The following is an 18316-nucleotide window of genomic DNA, read 5'->3' as shown; positions in this document are numbered from 1 at the left end:
TAAGCCCTAATTAAGGAATGAACATGGAACAAAAAATCGCTATCGCCTTAAAAGAGATCGCTAGAGGCGCTAATGAAATCATTGGATTAGAATATATTGAAAAGCTGGTGAGGAAATATTATGAAACCAATGAACGCTTTATCGTTAAAGCCGGGTTTGATCCTACCGCTCCCGATTTGCATTTAGGGCATACGGTATTGATCCAAAAACTGGCTTTATTGCAGCAATATGGGGCTAGGGTTAAGTTTTTGATTGGGGATTTTACCGCTATGATAGGCGATCCTACGGGTAAAAATGAAACGAGAAAACCCTTAAACCGGGAGCAAGTCTTAGAAAACGCTAAAACTTATGAAGAGCAAATCTATAAAATTTTAGATGAAAAACACACCGAAGTGTGTTTTAATTCCACTTGGTTGGATACTTTAGGTGCAAAGGGCATGATAGAATTGTGCGCGAAGTTTTCAGTTGCTAGAATGCTAGAAAGGGACGATTTTGCTAAACGCTATAAAGAAAACCGCCCCATTAGCATCGTGGAATTTTTATACCCTTTGTTGCAGGGCTATGATTCAGTGGCGATGGATGCGGATATTGAGCTTGGGGGCAATGATCAAAAGTTTAATTTGCTGGTGGGGCGTTTTTTGCAACGGGCTTACGGCTTGAATAAAGAGCAATCTGTCATCACCATGCCTTTATTAGAGGGGCTTGATGGGGTGCAAAAAATGAGTAAAAGCTTGGGGAATTATGTGGGGATCACTGAAGAGCCTAATGCGATGTTTGGGAAGATCATGAGCGTGAGCGATGATCTCATGTGGCGCTACTACACCCTTTTGAGCGCTAAGACTTTAGAAGAAATTGAAGACTTAAAACATGGTATTTTAAATCAGACCTTGCACCCTAAAGCCGCTAAAGAAGATCTCGCTGGTGAAATCGTGGCTCGTTATTATGATAATGAACAAGCGATTAAGGCTAAAGAGCAATTTTCTAAAGTGTTTAGCGCAAACCTTTTGCCCGAAATTTTATCAGAGAGCGATTTTGATGAAGGGGTTGGGATTTTAGATGTTTTAAAACAGATTGGCTTTTGCCCATCCACTTCACAAGCCAGGCGTGATATTCAAGGGGGAGGGGTAAAGATTAATCAAGAAGTGATAAAAAATGAGAGTTATCGTTTTGTTAAAGGAAATTATGTTATACAGCTTGGTAAGAAAAGATTTATGAAATTAAATATTAACTAAGGAAAGAGCTATGGTATCAACACTCAAACCGCTAAAAATCGGTAAGCACACCATAAAATTCCCTATCTTTCAAGGGGGAATGGGTGTGGGGATTAGTTGGGATGAACTAGCTGGAAATGTTGCCAAAGAAGGGGCTTTAGGAGTGATTTCAGCCGTAGGGACTGGTTATTATAAAAACATGCGTTTTGTAGAAAGGATTGTGGCTAAAAAACCCTTTGAAGCCTTGAATTTTTACTCCAAAAAAGCGTTGAATGAGATTTTTGCAAACGCCAGGAAGATTTGTGGGAACAAGCCTTTAGGAGCGAATATTTTATACGCTATCAATGACTATGGCCGTGTTTTAAGGGACGCTTGTGAAGCGGGAGCGAATATCATTATTACAGGGGCTGGTTTGCCCACCAACATGCCTGAATTCGCTAAGGATTTTAGCGATGTGGCGCTTATTCCTATTATTTCTTCAGCGAAGGCTTTAAAAATCCTTTGTAAAAGATGGAGCGATCGCTATAAAAGAATCCCGGACGCATTCATTGTGGAAGGGCCTTTGAGTGGGGGGCATCAGGGCTTTAAATACGAAGATTGTTTCAAAGAAGAATTCCGATTAGAAAACTTAGTGCCTAAAGTCGTGGAAGCTTCTAAGGAATGGGGGAATATCCCTATCATTGCAGCTGGGGGGATTTGGGACAGGAAAGATATAGACACCATGTTAAGCCTTGGAGCGAGTGGGGTGCAAATGGCGACTCGTTTTTTAGGCACGAAAGAATGCGACGCTAAAGCGTATGCCGATCTTTTGCCCACGCTCAAAAAAGAAGATATTTTACTCATTAAATCGCCTGTAGGCTATCCGGCTAGGGCTATTAACACTGGGGTGATCAAACGCATTGAAGAGGGTAACGCACCCAAAATCGCATGCGTGAGCAATTGTGTAGCGCCTTGTAACAGGGGTGAAGAGGCTAAAAAAGTGGGCTATTGTATCGCTGATGGCTTGGGGCGCAGTTATTTAGGAAACAGAGAAGAGGGGCTTTATTTTACTGGGGCTAATGGCTATAGAGTGGATAAGATTATCAGCGTGCATGAATTGATCAAAGAGCTTACAGAGGGTTAATTTGTAGTGCTTGTGAGGTTAGGGGTTGTTGCATGTCTTTTTTGGTTGCATTTTGCTTATGCAACAACCCTTAAAATTATCAACATTGTGCCTTTTGGCTCTAGCAGTGTTAAAATTCTATTCAATCAAGAGGTTAAAAAATTCAAAGAAGTTTCGCTCAAAAATTTCAAGAGTTATTTGGAATTAGAAGCCATTTTAACCATTCCTAAAAAGCATTACCAATTTTCTAAACAATCGTCCATCACGATCGCACAATTTAGCCCTAAATTAGCGCGAGTGGTTATCGGCTATGCTCCTAAGATGACTTATGAAGTCAAAATCCTTAAAGACAAGCTCTATATTTCTATCGTGGAGAAAAAGCCCTTAATAAGGCATCAAATAACACCCAAACCACCCAAACACCATGCACTCAAACACACAACGCCAAAACCCACCCCTAAACCCATTAAAAAAGAGGCTAAAGAGGCTAAGGAGAAAACGCCCATTAAACATGCGCATTCAAAACACGCACACTCTCCATTGAACGAAAGGAGCGCTAAAAAAGAAATTCTTAAAAAAGAAGCAGAAAATGAGAGCAAGAACCAAGTCTTTATAGCAGAAAAAAATGACGCTTTCATCAAAACCAAGCGCAAAAAACACAAAAAGATCGTTTTAGACGCCGGGCATGGGGGGAAAGATTGCGGGGCGATGAGCGCGAATTTAGTGTGTGAAAAAGACATTGTTTTAGAAGTGGTGAAGTTTTTACACAAAGAGCTTAAAAAAAGAGGCTATAGCGTTTTATTGACAAGGGATAAGGACATTTATATTGATTTAGTGGGGCGCACGGAATTAGCCAATAAAAAAAGCGCGGATTTATTCATCTCAGTGCATGCCAATTCCATCCCCAAGCATTCCACCTCTAACGCTCATGGCATAGAAACTTATTTTTTATCCACCGCAAGGAGCGAAAGGGCTAGGAAAGTGGCTGAGCAAGAAAATAAAGACGATGTGAATTTGATGGATTATTTTTCTAAAAGTTTGCTTTTAAATTCATTGAACACGCAGCGACTGATTGTCTCTAACAAACTAGCGATTGATGTGCAATACGGCATGCTCCAAAGTGTCCGCAAAAATTACCCTGATGTGGTGGATGGGGGCGTGAGAGAGGGGCCTTTTTGGGTGTTGGCCGGGGCTTTAATGCCTTCAATTTTAATAGAAATTGGTTATAATTCCCATGCGATAGAATCTAAACGCATCCAAAGCAAACCGTATCAAAAGATCTTGGCTAAGGGCATTGCTGATGGCATTGATAGTTTCTTCAGCAAGAATGATTAGGCAATGATTAGGTTGTAGATGAATTTTTACCAAAAGATATACACGCATAAAGTCGTTTTTTCTTCATTGTTTTTTTTGTTGTTTTTGTTCAATGCGGAAACCTTGTTGCTTTCGCATTTCAGCGATGATTTTTCGCAATTGTTTTTTTTGTTTGAAAACCATGTTTATGATTTCATTGTCAAATTAGATTACTTGGGGCTAATAGGCGTTTCTTTAATTTATCTGCTTGTGCTTATTCTAAAGCCTTTCACCCTCACGCGCCAAAAATGCGCTTGCGTAGGGATCTTATGCCTTTCTTTTTACGCTTGGAATTTTCCTGTTAAACATTCTTTAATCATGCTTTATCTTTTCTATTTTGCACTGTTAGCGACTTTATTGTGGCGTTTTTTAGGGGCTAGCATGAAGCAATCTTTCTTGCCCTCTATGAATATTTGCATCGTGTGGGTTTTTGCTTCTTCTTTACAGAGTTTTAGGTTTTTAAGCGTGTCTGATTGCGTGGATTTTTCCCTTTTTATACTCGCTCTTATTTTATTGATACTGGTTTTAATCTATCACAGACGCCTTTTTGGGCTGTATGAATACGCTAACACGCTTATTTTGATCGTGGGGCTTTGTGTGGTGGTGCTATGCTCTAGCATGTTCATTCAAACTAAAGAATACTATGGCATGCGATTGGGTTTTTATTTTTTAGGCTTGTTGGGGTGGCTTTTAGAATACATCCATAACACTTTAAGGCGTTTGGAGCATAAGATTTAAAGGCTTAGTTCTCATTAAATAGGGATTGTTAAAGTTTTTTGGTTGAGTATCCTTGATTGAGTGTCTTTTTGGGGCTTAAAAGCGGTTTTACAAAAATCTTAAAGCGGTTTGATGATCTTTTGTTTTTGGCGTTCTTGTTCTAATTTGGCCACTTGAGCAAAGACTATCGCCACGGCTTCAAACAATTCTTCTGGTATGGCGGCGTTTAATTTCACATCCCTATAAAGCTCTCTAGCGAGCGTTTTATTTTCTATAATTTCTATGCCATGCTCTCTAGCGATACCCTTAATCCTAATGGCTAAATAATCCGTGCCTTTAGCCACCACCACCGGCACAGGGTGTTCTTCATCAAATTTGAGAGCGACAGCGTAATGGGTAGGGTTAGTAACCACGACATTAGCTTTAGGGATTTCTTGCATCATTTTATTCGTGGCGTTTTTTAGCATCATTTGGCGGATTTTGGCTTTGATTTCTGGGTTCCCTTCTTGCTGTTTGTATTCGTCTTTAACTTCTTGTTTAGTCATTTTTAAAGAGTTGGTGTATTGGCGGCGCTTGATTGCTAAATCTATAAAAGCCAAGACAAAAAATAAAAATAAAAGCGAAGAAATGAGTAATAACGCCTTGCTCTTAAACCACAATAACTGGCCTTGCAAATTCAAAAGAGCTGCATGGTTTAATTCCCCTAAAAATAAGGAAAAGATAAAAAACCCCAGAAAAAAAGCTAAAAAAACTTTTAAGGTGATCAAACTCCCATCAAGGAGCTTTTTTAAAGAAAAAAGGTTTTTGACGCCATTGATAGGGTTGATTTTAGAAAATTTAGGCTCAATGACTTTAGGGGCAAAGAGCCAGCCAAATTGCAAGACATTAGATAAAAACGCCACCACCACTAAAATGATTAAAATCGGTAAAAGCAATAAAAAAGTGTCTTTAGCCAGTTGGTTAAACAGCTCTTGAACGCTTTCTTTACTAAAATCTAGGGAAAAATCTTTCAACACATGGCGATACATTTCGCTAAAGCCATCCACCCACCATATGAAAAAAACAAAAATACTGAGTAATCCAGCTAATAACCCTAAAAACCCCACCACTTCCATGCTCTTAGGCACATTGCCTTCTTCTCTGGCTTTTTGGATTTTTTTCGCGCTAGGGAGTTCGGTTTTTTCTTCTTCAGCCATTGGCCCTCTTTTTTAAAATTTGAACGGCTAATTCATAGTCTTTTAGGGTGTTTAGGTTTAAAAATTCTTCTTCTTGATTAAAATGGATAGCGACAGAAGAGGTATTTTTCACAAGATCGCTAAGGCGATAATTTTGTGTTTTAAGAGCGTAACAAAGAGCGTTAAGGCTATTTTGATGCCACAAAGAAATTAAATAATGCTCTTTTGTAGGGCTTTTAGCATAGATTACGCTAAAGTTTTTAATCCCACAAAGAGCCTTAATGCTTTCAAAGGACACTAAAGGCGTATCTATAGGGATAAAAAAAATATAAGGGGTTTGCAATGTTAAAAAAGCGTTATAAATGCCAAAAAGGGGTGAAAAAAGATCGCTCTCTTTTTCTAAAAGGTAGGGAGCGTTCAGGTCATACGATTTTTTAGCGCTGATAATGACTTTTTTGAAAAGTTTTAAAAGGCGCATGTATTGGTATTCTAAAAGGCTAGAATACGATTTTAAAGGCATGAGAGCCTTATTGGTTTGAATGTTATTGGTGATGAAACGAGAGCTTTTGCCCCCAGCCAGTAAAACGCAAGGAATGCTATCAATGATAGGGTTTTTCAAAAGATTTATCCTTGTTTGATGTTGTTAAGTCGTTGTTTATTATGTTACACTAAAAGCTTAAATAAAAGGCATAAGGGATAAAGGGAGTGTTAGTAGATAGTTTTAATAGAGTTATTGATTATATTAGGGTGTCTGTAACCAAACAATGCAATTTCAGGTGTCAGTATTGCATGCCTGCTACGCCATTAAATTTTTTTGATGATGAAGAATTATTGCCTTTGGATAATGTTTTAGAATTTCTTAAAATCGCCATTGATGAGGGCGTTAAAAAAATTAGAATCACTGGTGGGGAGTCGCTATTACGCAAGGGTTTAGACGAGTTTATCGCTAAACTACACGCTTACAATAAAGAAGTGGCGTTAGTTTTAAGCACTAATGGTTTTTTACTCAAAAAAATGGCTAAGGATTTAAAAAATGCCGGGTTAGTGCAAGTGAATGTTTCATTGGATTCTTTAAAAAGCGATAGGGTTTTAAAAATCTCTCAAAAAGACGCTCTTAAAAACACGCTAGAAGGGATTGAAGAGTCCTTGAAAGTGGGTTTAAAACTCAAATTAAACACGGTTGTGATAAAAAGCGTTAATGATGATGAAATCTTAGAGCTTTTGGAATACGCAAAAAATAGGCATATACAAATCCGCTACATTGAATTTATGGAAAACACGCATGCTAAAAGTTTGGTTAAAGGCTTGAAAGAGCGAGAAATTTTAGATTTGATCGCTCAAAAATACAAAATCATTGCGACAGAAAAACCCAAACAAGGGTCTTCTAAAATCTACACGCTAGAAAATGGCTATCAATTTGGCATTATCGCTCCGCATAGCGATGGTTTTTGCCAATCTTGCAATCGTATCCGTTTGGCTTCTGATGGTAAGATTTGCCCATGTTTATACTATCAAGACGCCATAGACGCTAAAGAAGCGATCATAAATAAAGATACAAAAATGATGAAAAAGCTTTTAAAACAATCTGTCATCAATAAACCAGAAAAAAACATGTGGAATGATAAAAACAGCGAAACTCCCACAAGGGCGTTTTACTACACAGGGGGGTAGGACACAGGGGGGTAAGGAAAATATTTATTATTTTAAACCTTTTTATTAAAAATAAGGCGGTTTGTTTAGGATTTTTGGTTATAGTGGCTAGGATTGAACAATAAGGAGGTCTTCATGGAAAAAATCCTAGCGTTTTTTATCCCTAGCTTTTTTATTTCCGGCTTTTTTTTTGGGGGGGGGTTACTTATAAGCCTACCCTAAATCTTTTAAAATCCCCAAAATCTCTCGCTTTTTTTAAATCTCACCTATTAACACCGCTAAAGAGAGGGTAATTCATGTTAGAAAACATGCAAGATATTTCGTTACAAAGCTCTCATGAAGCAGGGTTGGGTGCTTTAGGGCTTGAATTCTTGAATGGTTTTGTTCCATTCATCATAAAGAGTATCTTCTGTGAATATCAAAAAAAAGGAAAAGACTACAAAGAAGCACTCAAGCACACCGCCATTGCTACCCTAAAGGGTGGAACGCTTAGTTATGGTAGTGCGTTTGCAAGCTCATCTTTGGGAGATTTGATGCAAAGCAACGCTAATAAAGTCATCCAAAGCCTTGGCAAGGGTTCAGTGCCTACGATGATTGTAGGGGTTGGTGTGGTAAATTGCAAAGTTTTAGTTGATTATTTTCGTGGAACGATTGATAGGGTGGAGTGTTTGGAGAAACTTGGGAAAGAAAATACTACTTTTTTAAGCGGTATAGTTATGGGGAGCATTGGTCAATTAGCGATCCCCATTCCTGTAGTTGGAGTACTCATTGGGAGCTTTGTGGGTGGAGTGATGAGTAAAACTTTTTATGATGTCTCGCTAACGATTTTCAAAGAGGCTAAATTGGCGTGCCAAAGGCGTATAGAGATTGAAAAAGAATGCCGTGAGAGTATCAGACAGTTAGAGATGTATCAAAATCAATTTAATGAAGTGTTTGAGCGGTATTTTCATGGGACTATAAAATTCTTTAATGAAAGTTTTGATGAGCTGGAGAGGGTGCTTTGTGCGGGCGATGCGGATTTGGCTATAGCAGTCAACAACAAGATCCAAGAGAGGATGGGTCAAGAGTTGCTGTTTGACAATAAGCAAGAGTGCTGGGAATTTATCACTAGCTGTAAAGAGGGTTGGAATTTCATCACTAGTCGTGGAAGAACAGAAATTTAAAGGAGAAGTCAATGGATAAAAATAGAGATGATCATGCGATTATGGCTAATGTGATAAAGTCGTTGGAAAGGGGTTACTCTTTTAGCTCAAGCGATCGAGCAAAATTCGCGCAAGCCGCTAGAACGCATGGGATTGAAGATAGCGTTATTGAAGAGGTTATTGACATCACTCAGACCATTAGTCTTATCCATCTCCATGAAGATCGGCTTGATGCAAGCGATTTGCCAAGAGAACAAAAGAAAACCATGCACGCTGAGCTTCAAAAAAGCATTGATGAAAATCTAGAAGTTTTAAAAAAAATCATAAACATTTAAAGGAGAAAAACATGCCATTACCATTCATTTTAGGAGGTATAGCCCTAACGGTAGCAGGATACGGAGTCAAAAAAGGGATTGATGCAAAGAATACTAACGACAAAGCCAAGACCTATTCAAAAAAGTTGAGCTTGCGGAGTCTGGTTGCAAATTGGCTTTTGCAAGGTTTGGCGAGAAAAAACTCCATGTTTTAAGCCATGGCGTTTCAAACTTTTTGAATCATTTCCACCAATTGAAGGGTCATGAGTTTGTCATCAGCAATATTGATATGCAAAATATTCAAGAGCAAGTCTTAGAAATGCTAAATATTGTCAATAAGTATAAAGAGATGGGCTTGTTGGAACTTGCTAATTTGAGTAGCATGAGCATTGCAGTTGGAGCTCTTGCCACTTATGGTACATACACTGGTATAAATGCGGCGGCTGGTGGCACAGTGCTGTCTCATATTGGTGGGGCGATTTCTTTGGGAGGTGGGTTGGCTGCTGGGAGTATGGCGTTGATTGGAGGGGTTGGTGCTGCACCCGTGATCGCTATCTTGGGGGCTTTGAGTGCCGCTAAAATGGAAAAAAAGCGAGATGATGCTAAGGCTTATTGCTCTCAAGTTGAAGCAGCCGTCAAAAAAGCGGATGTGGTGATTGATAATCTCCAAGCCGTTAGGAAAATGGCAGATCTTTTCACTAGGCAAATCACAAAGTTTGACGCGCTGTTTTTCTCGCTTTCTCAAGACGCCATCGCCACGATGAAAAAGCATAACTAAAAGATCAACTCTGCGTTACCGTTTCAACGCTCTTTAGTTTGAGCGCTTTTTGAAAGTGCCTATCATGAACAAACACCAAAAACTTAATAAAAAAGCACAAAACGCCCTCAATATGGATGTGAGTTTTAGGGTTATTATTACGGAATAGACTAAAAATAGCTCTATTTTCATTAAATATGAACACTCAAAGTCTTATTATTAAAAAAAGGGGTTTTAGTTATTCTATTTTATGATAAAACTCATTCTCTTAATGGGATAGGGGTATTTTGAAATAATTCCCCCTACAACCCCCAACTAAAAACCCCTAATTCAAGAAGACCGCTTTTTAAAGCTATCACTTGACTAGCGTCAAGCTCTTTACTATTGATTGTAAAAAATGCTAATAACTTTTTAAATTTGGTTATTGATATCCTATAAAAACAGACTCTATTTCACCAATAGTTCTACGATTATAAACAATAATTGATTGAAGTATAAAAAATCTATAAGTTTGACTTCTTACAAAAAATTTATTATAATAGATAGCATATTACTCAACTAGGGCATTCTTTAATCCTGTAACCCTAGTTGTCCACATAAAAAGGATAAAAATTATGAACCATACACAAAAAACAGCAATTTTCGTTGATTTTGAAAATTTGAGAATAGGTGTTTTTAACAAAACATGGAAAAAGAAAGGACTCTTTTTTGATTACAACAATAATCCACAGAAGGTTGTAGATTTTTGTAATTTATGTGTTTTTGACAGTTATTATGAGAGAGATTTATTAAATCTATACAGAATATTCTTTTACACAGCAAAACCGCTAGATAGCCATTCTAAAAAGAAAGATATACTGAATTTTTTGTCAACACTAGAATGTTTAAATCATACTGCTTTGAGACTTGGGAAACTTGTTAAGCGTGGTGATGTGGAAGTTCAAAAACAAGTAGATATGCTCCTTGGAATAGACATGCTAGAAATTTCCTTAAAACATTTTGTAGAAAAAGTAGTTTTAATAGGATATGACTCTGATATGTCTCCGGCTTTAAAATTGGCTAGAACAAATGGAATTCAAACAGAAATTATCCTTTTTGAAGATCTCGAACAAAAAATAGAGAGTAGCCTTACTAAACATTGTGATTTTATCAAAAAAGTAAGAATAGAAGATATATATAATAAATTAGGCATTAAAAACGACAATATAATTAATAGGTGCTCAGAATAAGGTTATAGGAGTTTAAAACTCCTATTTTACTATATTGGTAATAACTTCTATATTATTTTTGCAATGTTTTAATCTTAATTCTTCGAATAAATCTTTCAAAAGGTGCTTTATCATCGCCCTTATAGAAAACATTGAACTCATCATAAGGTTGCTTAATCATACTGTTCATGTTATACTTATGCATTTGGTATAGTTGTATTTTTTATTGTTCCACAAACACCGCATCAACCAAGTCTTCTATAAAGCGTTCTTCATCAAAAGCGATCAAATCGTCTTCTTTTTCGCCCATTCCTAAATAAAGAATGGGTAATTTCAACTCATACAGCACGCTTAAAATCGCTCCGCCTTTAGAAGTGCCATCAAGCTTAGTCATAATCACGCCATCTAGCGCCAAAGTCTCATGGAAAATCTTGGCTTGAGTGAGCCCAGAACTCCCTTGCGTGCCGTCTAAAATAAGGAATTTGTAAAAGGGGGCGTCTTTTAAAACTTTAGAGCAGGTGCGCGCGATTTTAGAAAGCTCGTTTTTAAGGTTGGTCTGGTTGTGTAACCTCCCGGCGGTGTCTATAAAAACTTCATCTATATTTTTAGCGATCGCGCTTTCTATGGTGTTATAAGCTAAAGAGCTTGGATCGCTCCCTTCTTTAGCGCTAATGACTTGAATGTTAAGTTTTTCGCCCCATAATTGCAGCTGTTTGACTGCGGCCGCTCTAAAGGTATCGCCGGCTCCTAAAAGCGCTTTTTTATGCTGTTTTAAAGAGAGCTTGGCTAATTTAGCGATCGTTGTGGTTTTACCCGCCCCATTAACCCCCACGATCAAATGCACTAAGGGTTTTGTGGTGATAGTCTTTAGGCGGGTTTTATCATAATAGCTTTCCCCACGCACAAAACGCAACAAAGCGACTTCTAATTGCTTGGGCGTAACTAAATCGCCTAAATGCTTTAACAAGCTTTCTATCAAATCGTATTGGATGTCAAAGCCAATCAAAATTTCTTCTAATTCCTCTTTAGGAACATTTTCACGCTTTTTTTCTTTAACCTCTTCGCCTTTAATTTTATTGACAATTTTTTTGAAAAAATTAAACATGGTTTTTAATCCTTTAAATGGGAAATATCAAATTGGAGCATTTCTATTGGCACGATCCCTTGATACATTTTGATCAATTGGTGTTTGTGGTATAAGAGCATGTTAAAAGAATGGTTTAAAATATCATACTTTAAATGATCAAAAAGAGCGGTATCTTTAGGGTTTAAAACCATCAAATCAGCTTGAAAGGGTGCAATAAAGTCTTTGATTTCATCGCTTGAATAGGGTTGATTGAGTAAAATAAGCACCCTCAAACGATCTTTAAAAGTTTTTTTTAAGATGTTAAAGGTGGGGGCGTAATTTTTTAAAAAATCGTCTAAAGCGCTTAAAACTAATAGGGTAGGGGTGTTGGAATCCGGGCTGATATTGAGAGAATCTAAATCGCCTGTGATCGTGTATTCTTGGTTATTCAAATCCATAGCGGTGTAGGTTTTAGGGCTATCTTGTTGGGTGGTATTGTTTTGAGAATCTTGAGATTTTTGAGAATTTTTACAAGCACTAAAACCTAACAAAACGATCAAAACCAGCGCGATAAAACGCAAAAAATAAGCCTTAATTCTCATTATAAACACATCCTTAAGAATAATAAAATGGTAACTAATAACCTAAAATTATACTATAATGTAAGTCTAAAATTTAAGGATTATAACCATTAAAACGATTTTTAGAGATTTTTGTAAAGAACGCTTGAAAAGGGCTAAAGCAAAAGATAAAGCAGTCAGGGATAAATTGGCTTGTAGGCTTTTATTTTGGAAACTCAAAGATTATCAAAATATTTTATTGTATAGCCCGTTAGGGCATGAGCTTGATATTAGGCCTTTGATTTTGAAGTTAAGACAAAAAAATAAGCGCGTGTGGTTGCCTAAAAGCATCAAAAAAGGTGCTCATTTTTCTAAAGGGGGTTTTACTATCGCACCCTTTAGGTTGCCCTTAAGGCGTTTGGGGTGGTTTGATGAGCCGAGTTTGTCGCACTATTATAAGCAAGAATTGGATTGTATTGTCGTGCCGATTTTAGGAATGGATACAAGCTTTAGGCGCGTGGGTTTTGGGCTAGGCATGTATGATAGGAGTTTGCCCCAATTATTCAAAAGGCGACTGAAACGCCCCTTAATCGTGTTTGTGAGTAGGGAATTAGCCCTAGCTAATGGTGTTCTTACAAACGCCTATGACATTGAAGCGGATCTTTATATAAATGCTCGTATCGTTATGAAGAATGATAAAAGGAAACATTATGAGCAGCGGGTTAATTTACATTTCATTAGAAGTCTTGGTAGCGTGTTTGATTACCGCTCTAGTCATGTATTATGTGATGAAAAAGATCTATTACGCTAGAGGGCAAGCCACTTTAAAAAGCGCTTCAGCTAAAGCCAAATTAATGGAGTTTCAAGCGAAATCTTTTGTAGAAGCTGAAGAGATGCGCATGAAAAGCCAAGAATGCAAGTTGCAACAGCAATATGAAAACAAGAACTTGCAACTCAAAACCCATTTTGACAAAAAAGAAGCACATTTGAAGCATTTAGAAGCGCAACACAAAGAATTTGTAAGAGATGAAAAACGCTATTTGGAAAAAGAAAAACAAGAGCTTGAAAAAGAACGCCAAATTTTAGAACAAGAAAAAGAAAATTTTAAAAAACAGCGCGTTGTTTGTAAAGAAGCTCAAGCCAAAGCGCTAGATGCGATGCTCAATTACATGGCTTACACTAAAGATGAAATTAAAAACATGATTTTAGAGCAGTTGGAAGAAGAATTAGAAGTGCAAAAAAGCGCGTTAATCAGGCGTTATGAAAAAGAAGCCAAAGAAGAGGGCAAGAAAAAATCGTATGCCATTTTAGCGGAAGCGACAGCCCGTTTTGCGGGTAATTATGCGACAGAGAATTTAACAAGTCGTATCGCTTTGCCTTGCTCAGATTATATCGGTCGTGTGATAGGCAAAGACGGGAAAAATATTGAAGCGTTTAAAAAGGTCAGTGGGGTGGATATAGAATTTAGCGAAGATAGCAGCGAATTGTGTTTGTCCAGTTTCAATCTTTATCGGCGTGAAGTGGCGAGCGAGACGCTTAAAATTTTAATAGAAGACGGCCGTATCCAGCCTAACAGGATTGAAGAGGTTTATCACAGAGTCGCGCGCAACATGGAAAAAGAATTGCTTTCTGAAGGGGAGAGCGTGGTGTTAGAATTAGAGCTTGGGGCTATGGAAGATGAGCTTAAAATTTTAATAGGCAAAATGCGTTACCGCTCCAGTTTTGGGCAAAACGCTTTACAGCATTCTAAAGAAGTCGCTCTTTTAGCCGGCTTGATTGCAGAGCAGCTTGGGGGGGATAAAAAACTCGCCAGAAGAGCCGGTATTTTGCATGATATTGGTAAAGCGCTCACCCAAGAGCTTGGGAGGGACCATGTGAATTTAGGGGTTGAGGTGTGCAAGCGCCATAAAGAAGATCCGGTCGTGATCAATGCGATTTATGCCCACCATGGGCATGAAGAGATTTTGAGCGTGGAGTGCGCGAGCGTGTGCGCGGCTGATGCGCTTTCTGCAGGGCGTCCTGGGGCTAGAAGAAAGAGCGATGAAGAATACGCTAAACGCATGCAAGCTTTAGAAGAGATCGCGCTAGAATTTGATGGGGTGGAAAAAGCGTATGCGATGGAGAGCGGGCGAGAATTAAGAGTGATTGTCAAATCCAACCAAGTCAGGGACAATCAAGTGCCTATTATTGCCAGAAAGATCGCTAAAAAGATAGAAGAGAGCGCTCAGTATGTGGGCGAAGTGGGCGTGCAAGTGGTGCGAGAAAGCCGTTTCAAAACGACCGCTACGCTCAAGCAATAATCAAGCCTTTTTCCCGCACCTTTTCCATATGCCTTTAGAAAAAACTTTATAGTAGATGAATGAGCGCAAAAAAGTTTCTGATGCGATCACTACAAAAATAAATTCCACCTTAAAATGATGAATTAAAAGCAAGTAAATGGGCATGATCCTTAACCCCCATAAGCTTAGGGTGTTAATGTATAGTGAGACTTTAGAAATGCTAGCCCCTCTAAAAACTCCATCTAGCACAAAATACCCAATTAAGGGGGCTTGAGAGAGACCCACAGCGATCAAATAAGATCGCGCCACTTCCAAAACTTCTTCATCTTGAGAAAAAAGGCTCGCGAATTCTTTAGCGAATAAGACTAAAATAACCCCTAAAACCCCCATTAAACCCATAGAAATTTTTAAAATCAAATGCGCGTATTCTGTGGCGATCTTTGGCTTGTTCGCCCCTAAATTTTGCCCTGTTAAAACCATCGCTGCGATCATAAACCCAAATCCGGGCATGAACGAAAAGGTTTCAACCCTAATGCCTATTTGCATGCCCGCTAACACCTTATCCCCATAGCTCGCTACAAATTTGGATAAGAGGATTAAAGAAAATAAGCTCAATAAGCGCTCAAACCCGGCCGGCCAACCCACTCTAAACATGGTTTTTAAAAAAGAAAAATGAAAGGTTATTTTGAATTTTAAAGGGATTTTTTTGATTTGTATCCAAACGCCAAGCGCGAGTAATTCCAAATAAGAGACAACCACATTCGCTAAAGCAGAGCCTACAATCCCCATTTCTTTAAAACCAAAATCCCCAAAAATCAAGGCTTGATTCAAAAAAATGCATGCAATGACCATGATGATTTTGACAATAAAGGGGGTTAGGGTGTCTGAAAAGCTAGCGAGCGCTGAAACTAAAACATTTTTTAAAAAAATACTCGGTAGCGCGATAACTAAGACTTCTAAATAATCTTGCGTCAATTGGCGCGAAGGATCTTGTAATTGCATCCAATTTAAAAAAGGCTCAATCAAAAAATAAGAAACAAACAGCACGCCCAAACAGATCACAAACGCCCCTATAAAAATACTGGAAAAAGCGTGGTTGATTTGAGTAAAATCCCTAGCCCCCACAAGCCTAGAAAGAATGGCGTTAGTGCCGGTGTATAAAATCGTGTTGATGCCATAAAAAAGCATCAAAAATTGCAAGCCCACCCCTAAAGCCACAATGTGATGGTGCGAAATCTTGCCCACAAAAAAAACCGAGAGCGCGACCACCAGCACATCTAAAAAAGCGTTAATCCCAGAGGGTAAGGCTAAAGAAAAGATTTTCTTAACTTGATAGATTAGCCTAATAGTAACGCTCCAACCACTCCAAAAACAATCAAAGGGAGGTTATAGACTAAAAAAGTCGGCACGCATGTGTCATAGATGTGATTGTGTTGGTTGTCTGCGTTAAGCCCGCAAGTGGGCCCCATGGTGCTATCGCTAGCCGGTGAGCCTGCATCGCCTAAAGCTGCGGCTATGCCGATGAGTAAAATCGTAGATTCTATGCTAAAACCTAATTTCGCGCATAAAGGGACATAAAACACAGCGATGATAGGAATAGTGCCAAAAGAAGTCCCTATCCCCATAGTGATAAAAAGCCCTACAACAAGCATTAAAAAAGCCCCTAAAAGCTTCCCTTGGACTACGCTTGTGATTGCATTCACTAAGCCCTCTATCGCATGCACTTTTTGCAACACTTCTCCAAACCCGCTAGCCACTAACATCACAAAAGCGATAAACGCCATCATTTTCACGCTATCATCCATAAGCGAGTCTGTTTCTTTAAACTTAATGCCACGGCCTAGTAAGATGATCGCTAACGCTAAAAAGGCGGCTAAGGGCATCGAATCGGTGGCTAATTGGATCACAAACGCCACGATAATCCCTATAAAAGTCAAGTAGTCATGGTAGTTTAATTGAAGCGAGGCGTAATTTTCTATGTTAAAAGATTTTTCTTTGTAGCGTCTGGGTTTTTTGTATAGCGTTAATACCGCTAAAAGCAGCCCAACGACCATCGCTAATCCCGCTATCCACATCACTCCCGTGATTTGCGCTATGGTGGTGCTAACGCCATTGGCTTTCAATTGCTCTAAAATGGTGGTTTGAAAAATCAAGCCAAACCCTACAGGAAGCACCAAGTAGGGGGCTTGCAAGCCAAAGGTTAAAGCGCAAGCGACCGCTCTTCTATCCAATTCTAGCCGGTTCATTAAATGCAAAAGAGGGGGGATTAAAATAGGGATAAAAGCGATATGCACCGGCACTAAATTTTGCGAAAAACATGCGATGAAAGCGATCAAAAAGCAAAAAGTGGATCGCTTGTAATCCATCAAGCCTATTAATTTACTCAAAGCGACTTTAATGAGGTTGCTTTTAGCGATCGCTACCGCTAAAGCCCCTAAAAGGATGTAGCTTAAAGCGATATTTAAATTGCCTTTCATGCCGTCTATCATTGCATTAAAACTCTCCGTGATCCCAAGCCCTCCCATAAGTCCTGCTATGAGAGTCGCGCTAATCATAGAAAGCATGACATTGAGCCTTAAAAGGCTAAGAACGCTCATGCAAATGATAGCCACAAAGGCAGGATTGCTCCATATAGAGCTATTTTCTAGCATTTTTGCTCCTTGTTAAAATAAAAATACCGCGCAAAAATGATAGAATTTTTGCGCTTGTTTGGCGCAAAAAACCGCATCTACCATGTTTAATCCTTTCTAACCTTAAATTTTAAACTGATTGACTGATTAAATATAGCGTTTTAACAAATCGTTATAAAAATCAATGCGTCTGTCTCTCAGAAACGGCCACATTCGGCGCACTTCTTCGGTGCGTTCTAAATCAATTTCCGCATACAAAATCTCTTCTTTATCGCTCGCTTTAGCTAAAAATTCGCCCAAAGCCCCCACCACAAAACTAGAGCCAAAAAAAGTGATACCCCCCTTAATCGCACCGCTCGGATCTAACTCTACGCCCACTCTGTTAGTCGCAATCAAAGGCAAGCCATTAGCGATCGCATGCCCTCTTTGGATCGTCTCCCATGCGTTTTGCTGACGCTTTTTTTCTTCATTAGAGTCTTCTTCTAAAAACCCTATCGCGCTAGGATAGATTAAAATTTCTGCCCCTTTTAAAGCCATAATCCTTGCTGCTTCAGGATACCACTGATCCCAGCACACCATAAGCCCTAATTTACCCACGCTTGTAACAATAGGCTCAAAGCCCAAATCCCCCGGCGTGAAATAAAATTTTTCATAAAACCCCGGATCATCAGGAATGTGCATTTTGCGATACACTCCAGCGATTGAGCCATCTTTTTCAAACACAACCGCGCTGTTGTGATACAACCCTTTAGCGCGTTTTTCAAACAAAGAAGCGACAAGCACCACTTGAAATTTTTGAGCTAAAGCGCTAAAAAAAGCCTTATCTTCTTCAAAATATTCGCCCAAATCAAAAAATTTAGGGTTTTCGCTCTGGCAAAAATAACTATAAGGGTTTAATTCTTGCAGCACCACTAAATTGGTCTTAGGGTGTTTTTTTAGCGCTTGTTCAAGCAAGTTGGCTGTATGCTCTATGGTTTTTTTTCTAGAGCCGCAATAAGCATGCTGGAGGACGCCTGCACAAATCATTTTTCACTCTTCTTCATAATCAGAGTTATAGTCTTCATAATCGTCATCATCATAGACATTTTTATAATCCCCATACTCTTCATCTTCTTCTTCAAAATCTTCCAATTCGTCTTCGTAATCTTTCAT

18 protein-coding genes and 1 pseudogene are annotated in these 18316 nt (G+C 38.7%); 11 read left to right on the top strand and 8 right to left on the bottom strand.

Going from position 1 to position 18316, the window contains the following annotated elements:
- Positions 1-23 precede the first annotated feature (23 nt).
- Genes tyrS through DQL14_RS05045 form a run of 4 tightly spaced genes read left to right on the top strand, consistent with a single transcriptional unit; the run spans position 24 to position 4404 of the window.
- Complete coding sequence (gene tyrS / locus DQL14_RS05060) at positions 24-1232, top strand: tyrosine--tRNA ligase (RefSeq protein ID WP_108168967.1); 1209 nt, start codon at positions 24-26, stop codon at positions 1230-1232.
- A 10-nt stretch (positions 1233-1242) separates the two neighbouring features.
- Positions 1243-2334, top strand: a complete 1092-nt coding sequence (gene fabX, locus DQL14_RS05055; protein ID WP_000255215.1) for a decanoate oxidase/trans-2-decenoyl-[acyl-carrier protein] isomerase FabX — start codon at positions 1243-1245, stop codon at positions 2332-2334.
- A 6-nt stretch (positions 2335-2340) separates the two neighbouring features.
- A complete protein-coding gene (locus DQL14_RS05050; RefSeq protein ID WP_108168966.1) occupies positions 2341-3648 on the top strand; it encodes an N-acetylmuramoyl-L-alanine amidase family protein in 1308 nt (435 codons plus the stop codon).
- A gap of 18 nt (positions 3649-3666) precedes the next feature.
- Complete coding sequence (locus DQL14_RS05045) at positions 3667-4404, top strand: hypothetical protein (RefSeq protein WP_108168965.1); 738 nt, start codon at positions 3667-3669, stop codon at positions 4402-4404.
- Between the two features lie 98 nt (positions 4405-4502).
- On the opposite strand, the gene flhB is transcribed toward DQL14_RS05045, so the two are convergent.
- Positions 4503-5579, bottom strand: coding sequence for a flagellar biosynthesis protein FlhB (gene flhB / locus DQL14_RS05040; protein ID WP_108168964.1), 1077 nt, complete (start codon positions 5577-5579; stop codon positions 4503-4505).
- Positions 5572-6177, bottom strand: a complete 606-nt coding sequence (gene mobA, locus DQL14_RS05035; protein WP_108168963.1) for a molybdenum cofactor guanylyltransferase MobA — start codon at positions 6175-6177, stop codon at positions 5572-5574. Before mobA ends, flhB begins: the two co-directional genes overlap by 8 nt.
- An 86-nt stretch (positions 6178-6263) precedes the next feature.
- Between mobA and moaA the strand changes: the two genes are divergently transcribed.
- The 5 genes and pseudogenes from moaA (at position 6264) to DQL14_RS04995 (ending at position 10650) form a co-directional block, all read left to right on the top strand.
- Positions 6264-7229 (top strand): GTP 3',8-cyclase MoaA, encoded by a 966-nt coding sequence (gene moaA, locus DQL14_RS05030; protein WP_108168962.1) that lies wholly within the window; start codon positions 6264-6266, stop codon positions 7227-7229.
- A gap of 275 nt (positions 7230-7504) precedes the next feature.
- Complete coding sequence (locus DQL14_RS05015) at positions 7505-8371, top strand: hypothetical protein (protein ID WP_165695279.1); 867 nt, start codon at positions 7505-7507, stop codon at positions 8369-8371.
- An 11-nt stretch (positions 8372-8382) separates the two neighbouring features.
- Entirely contained in the window at positions 8383-8685 is a 303-nt protein-coding gene (locus DQL14_RS05010) for a hypothetical protein (protein WP_108168960.1), read from the top strand.
- Between the two features lie 11 nt (positions 8686-8696).
- Positions 8697-9590 (top strand): annotated as a pseudogene (locus DQL14_RS08675) (glycine zipper family protein).
- A 445-nt stretch (positions 9591-10035) separates the two neighbouring features.
- Positions 10036-10650 carry an NYN domain-containing protein gene (locus DQL14_RS04995; RefSeq protein ID WP_108168959.1) on the top strand — a complete coding sequence of 205 codons (615 nt, stop codon included), beginning with the start codon at positions 10036-10038 and terminating at the stop codon, positions 10648-10650.
- A gap of 202 nt (positions 10651-10852) precedes the next feature.
- On the opposite strand, the gene ftsY is transcribed toward DQL14_RS04995, so the two are convergent.
- Entirely contained in the window at positions 10853-11734 is an 882-nt protein-coding gene (gene ftsY, locus DQL14_RS04990; protein WP_108168958.1) for a signal recognition particle-docking protein FtsY, read from the bottom strand.
- Between the two features lie 5 nt (positions 11735-11739).
- On the bottom strand, positions 11740-12297 hold the full coding sequence (locus DQL14_RS04985; RefSeq protein ID WP_108168957.1) for a hypothetical protein: 558 nt from the start codon (positions 12295-12297) through the stop codon (positions 11740-11742).
- A gap of 97 nt (positions 12298-12394) precedes the next feature.
- Here DQL14_RS04985 and DQL14_RS04980 point away from each other — a divergent pair, with 97 nt between their 5' ends.
- Both DQL14_RS04980 and rny read left to right on the top strand, forming a co-directional pair.
- Positions 12395-13066, top strand: coding sequence for a 5-formyltetrahydrofolate cyclo-ligase (locus DQL14_RS04980; protein ID WP_108168956.1), 672 nt, complete (start codon positions 12395-12397; stop codon positions 13064-13066).
- Entirely contained in the window at positions 13044-14555 is a 1512-nt protein-coding gene (rny, locus tag DQL14_RS04975; RefSeq protein WP_231952937.1) for a ribonuclease Y, read from the top strand. The genes DQL14_RS04980 and rny overlap by 23 nt, the downstream gene beginning before the upstream one ends.
- Here the strand turns inward: rny and DQL14_RS04970 are convergent, their stop codons facing one another.
- The 4 genes from DQL14_RS04970 to DQL14_RS08775 form a co-directional block, all read right to left on the bottom strand.
- A complete protein-coding gene (locus DQL14_RS04970; RefSeq protein ID WP_241967525.1) occupies positions 14556-15872 on the bottom strand; it encodes an MATE family efflux transporter in 1317 nt (438 codons plus the stop codon).
- A complete protein-coding gene (locus DQL14_RS04965) occupies positions 15872-17185 on the bottom strand; it encodes a Na+/H+ antiporter family protein (RefSeq protein ID WP_108168953.1) in 1314 nt (437 codons plus the stop codon). The genes DQL14_RS04970 and DQL14_RS04965 overlap by 1 nt, the downstream gene beginning before the upstream one ends.
- A gap of 126 nt (positions 17186-17311) precedes the next feature.
- Positions 17312-18190 carry a carbon-nitrogen hydrolase gene (locus DQL14_RS04960; protein WP_108168952.1) on the bottom strand — a complete coding sequence of 293 codons (879 nt, stop codon included), beginning with the start codon at positions 18188-18190 and terminating at the stop codon, positions 17312-17314.
- Between the two features lie 3 nt (positions 18191-18193).
- On the bottom strand, positions 18194-18316 hold the full coding sequence (locus tag DQL14_RS08775; RefSeq protein ID WP_000656194.1) for a hypothetical protein: 123 nt from the start codon (positions 18314-18316) through the stop codon (positions 18194-18196).

This window comes from Helicobacter pylori NCTC 11637 = CCUG 17874 = ATCC 43504 = JCM 12093, from assembly GCF_900478295.1.
Lineage (GTDB): Bacteria > Campylobacterota > Campylobacteria > Campylobacterales > Helicobacteraceae > Helicobacter > Helicobacter pylori.
This window is presented reverse-complemented; position numbering and strand designations above follow the sequence as displayed.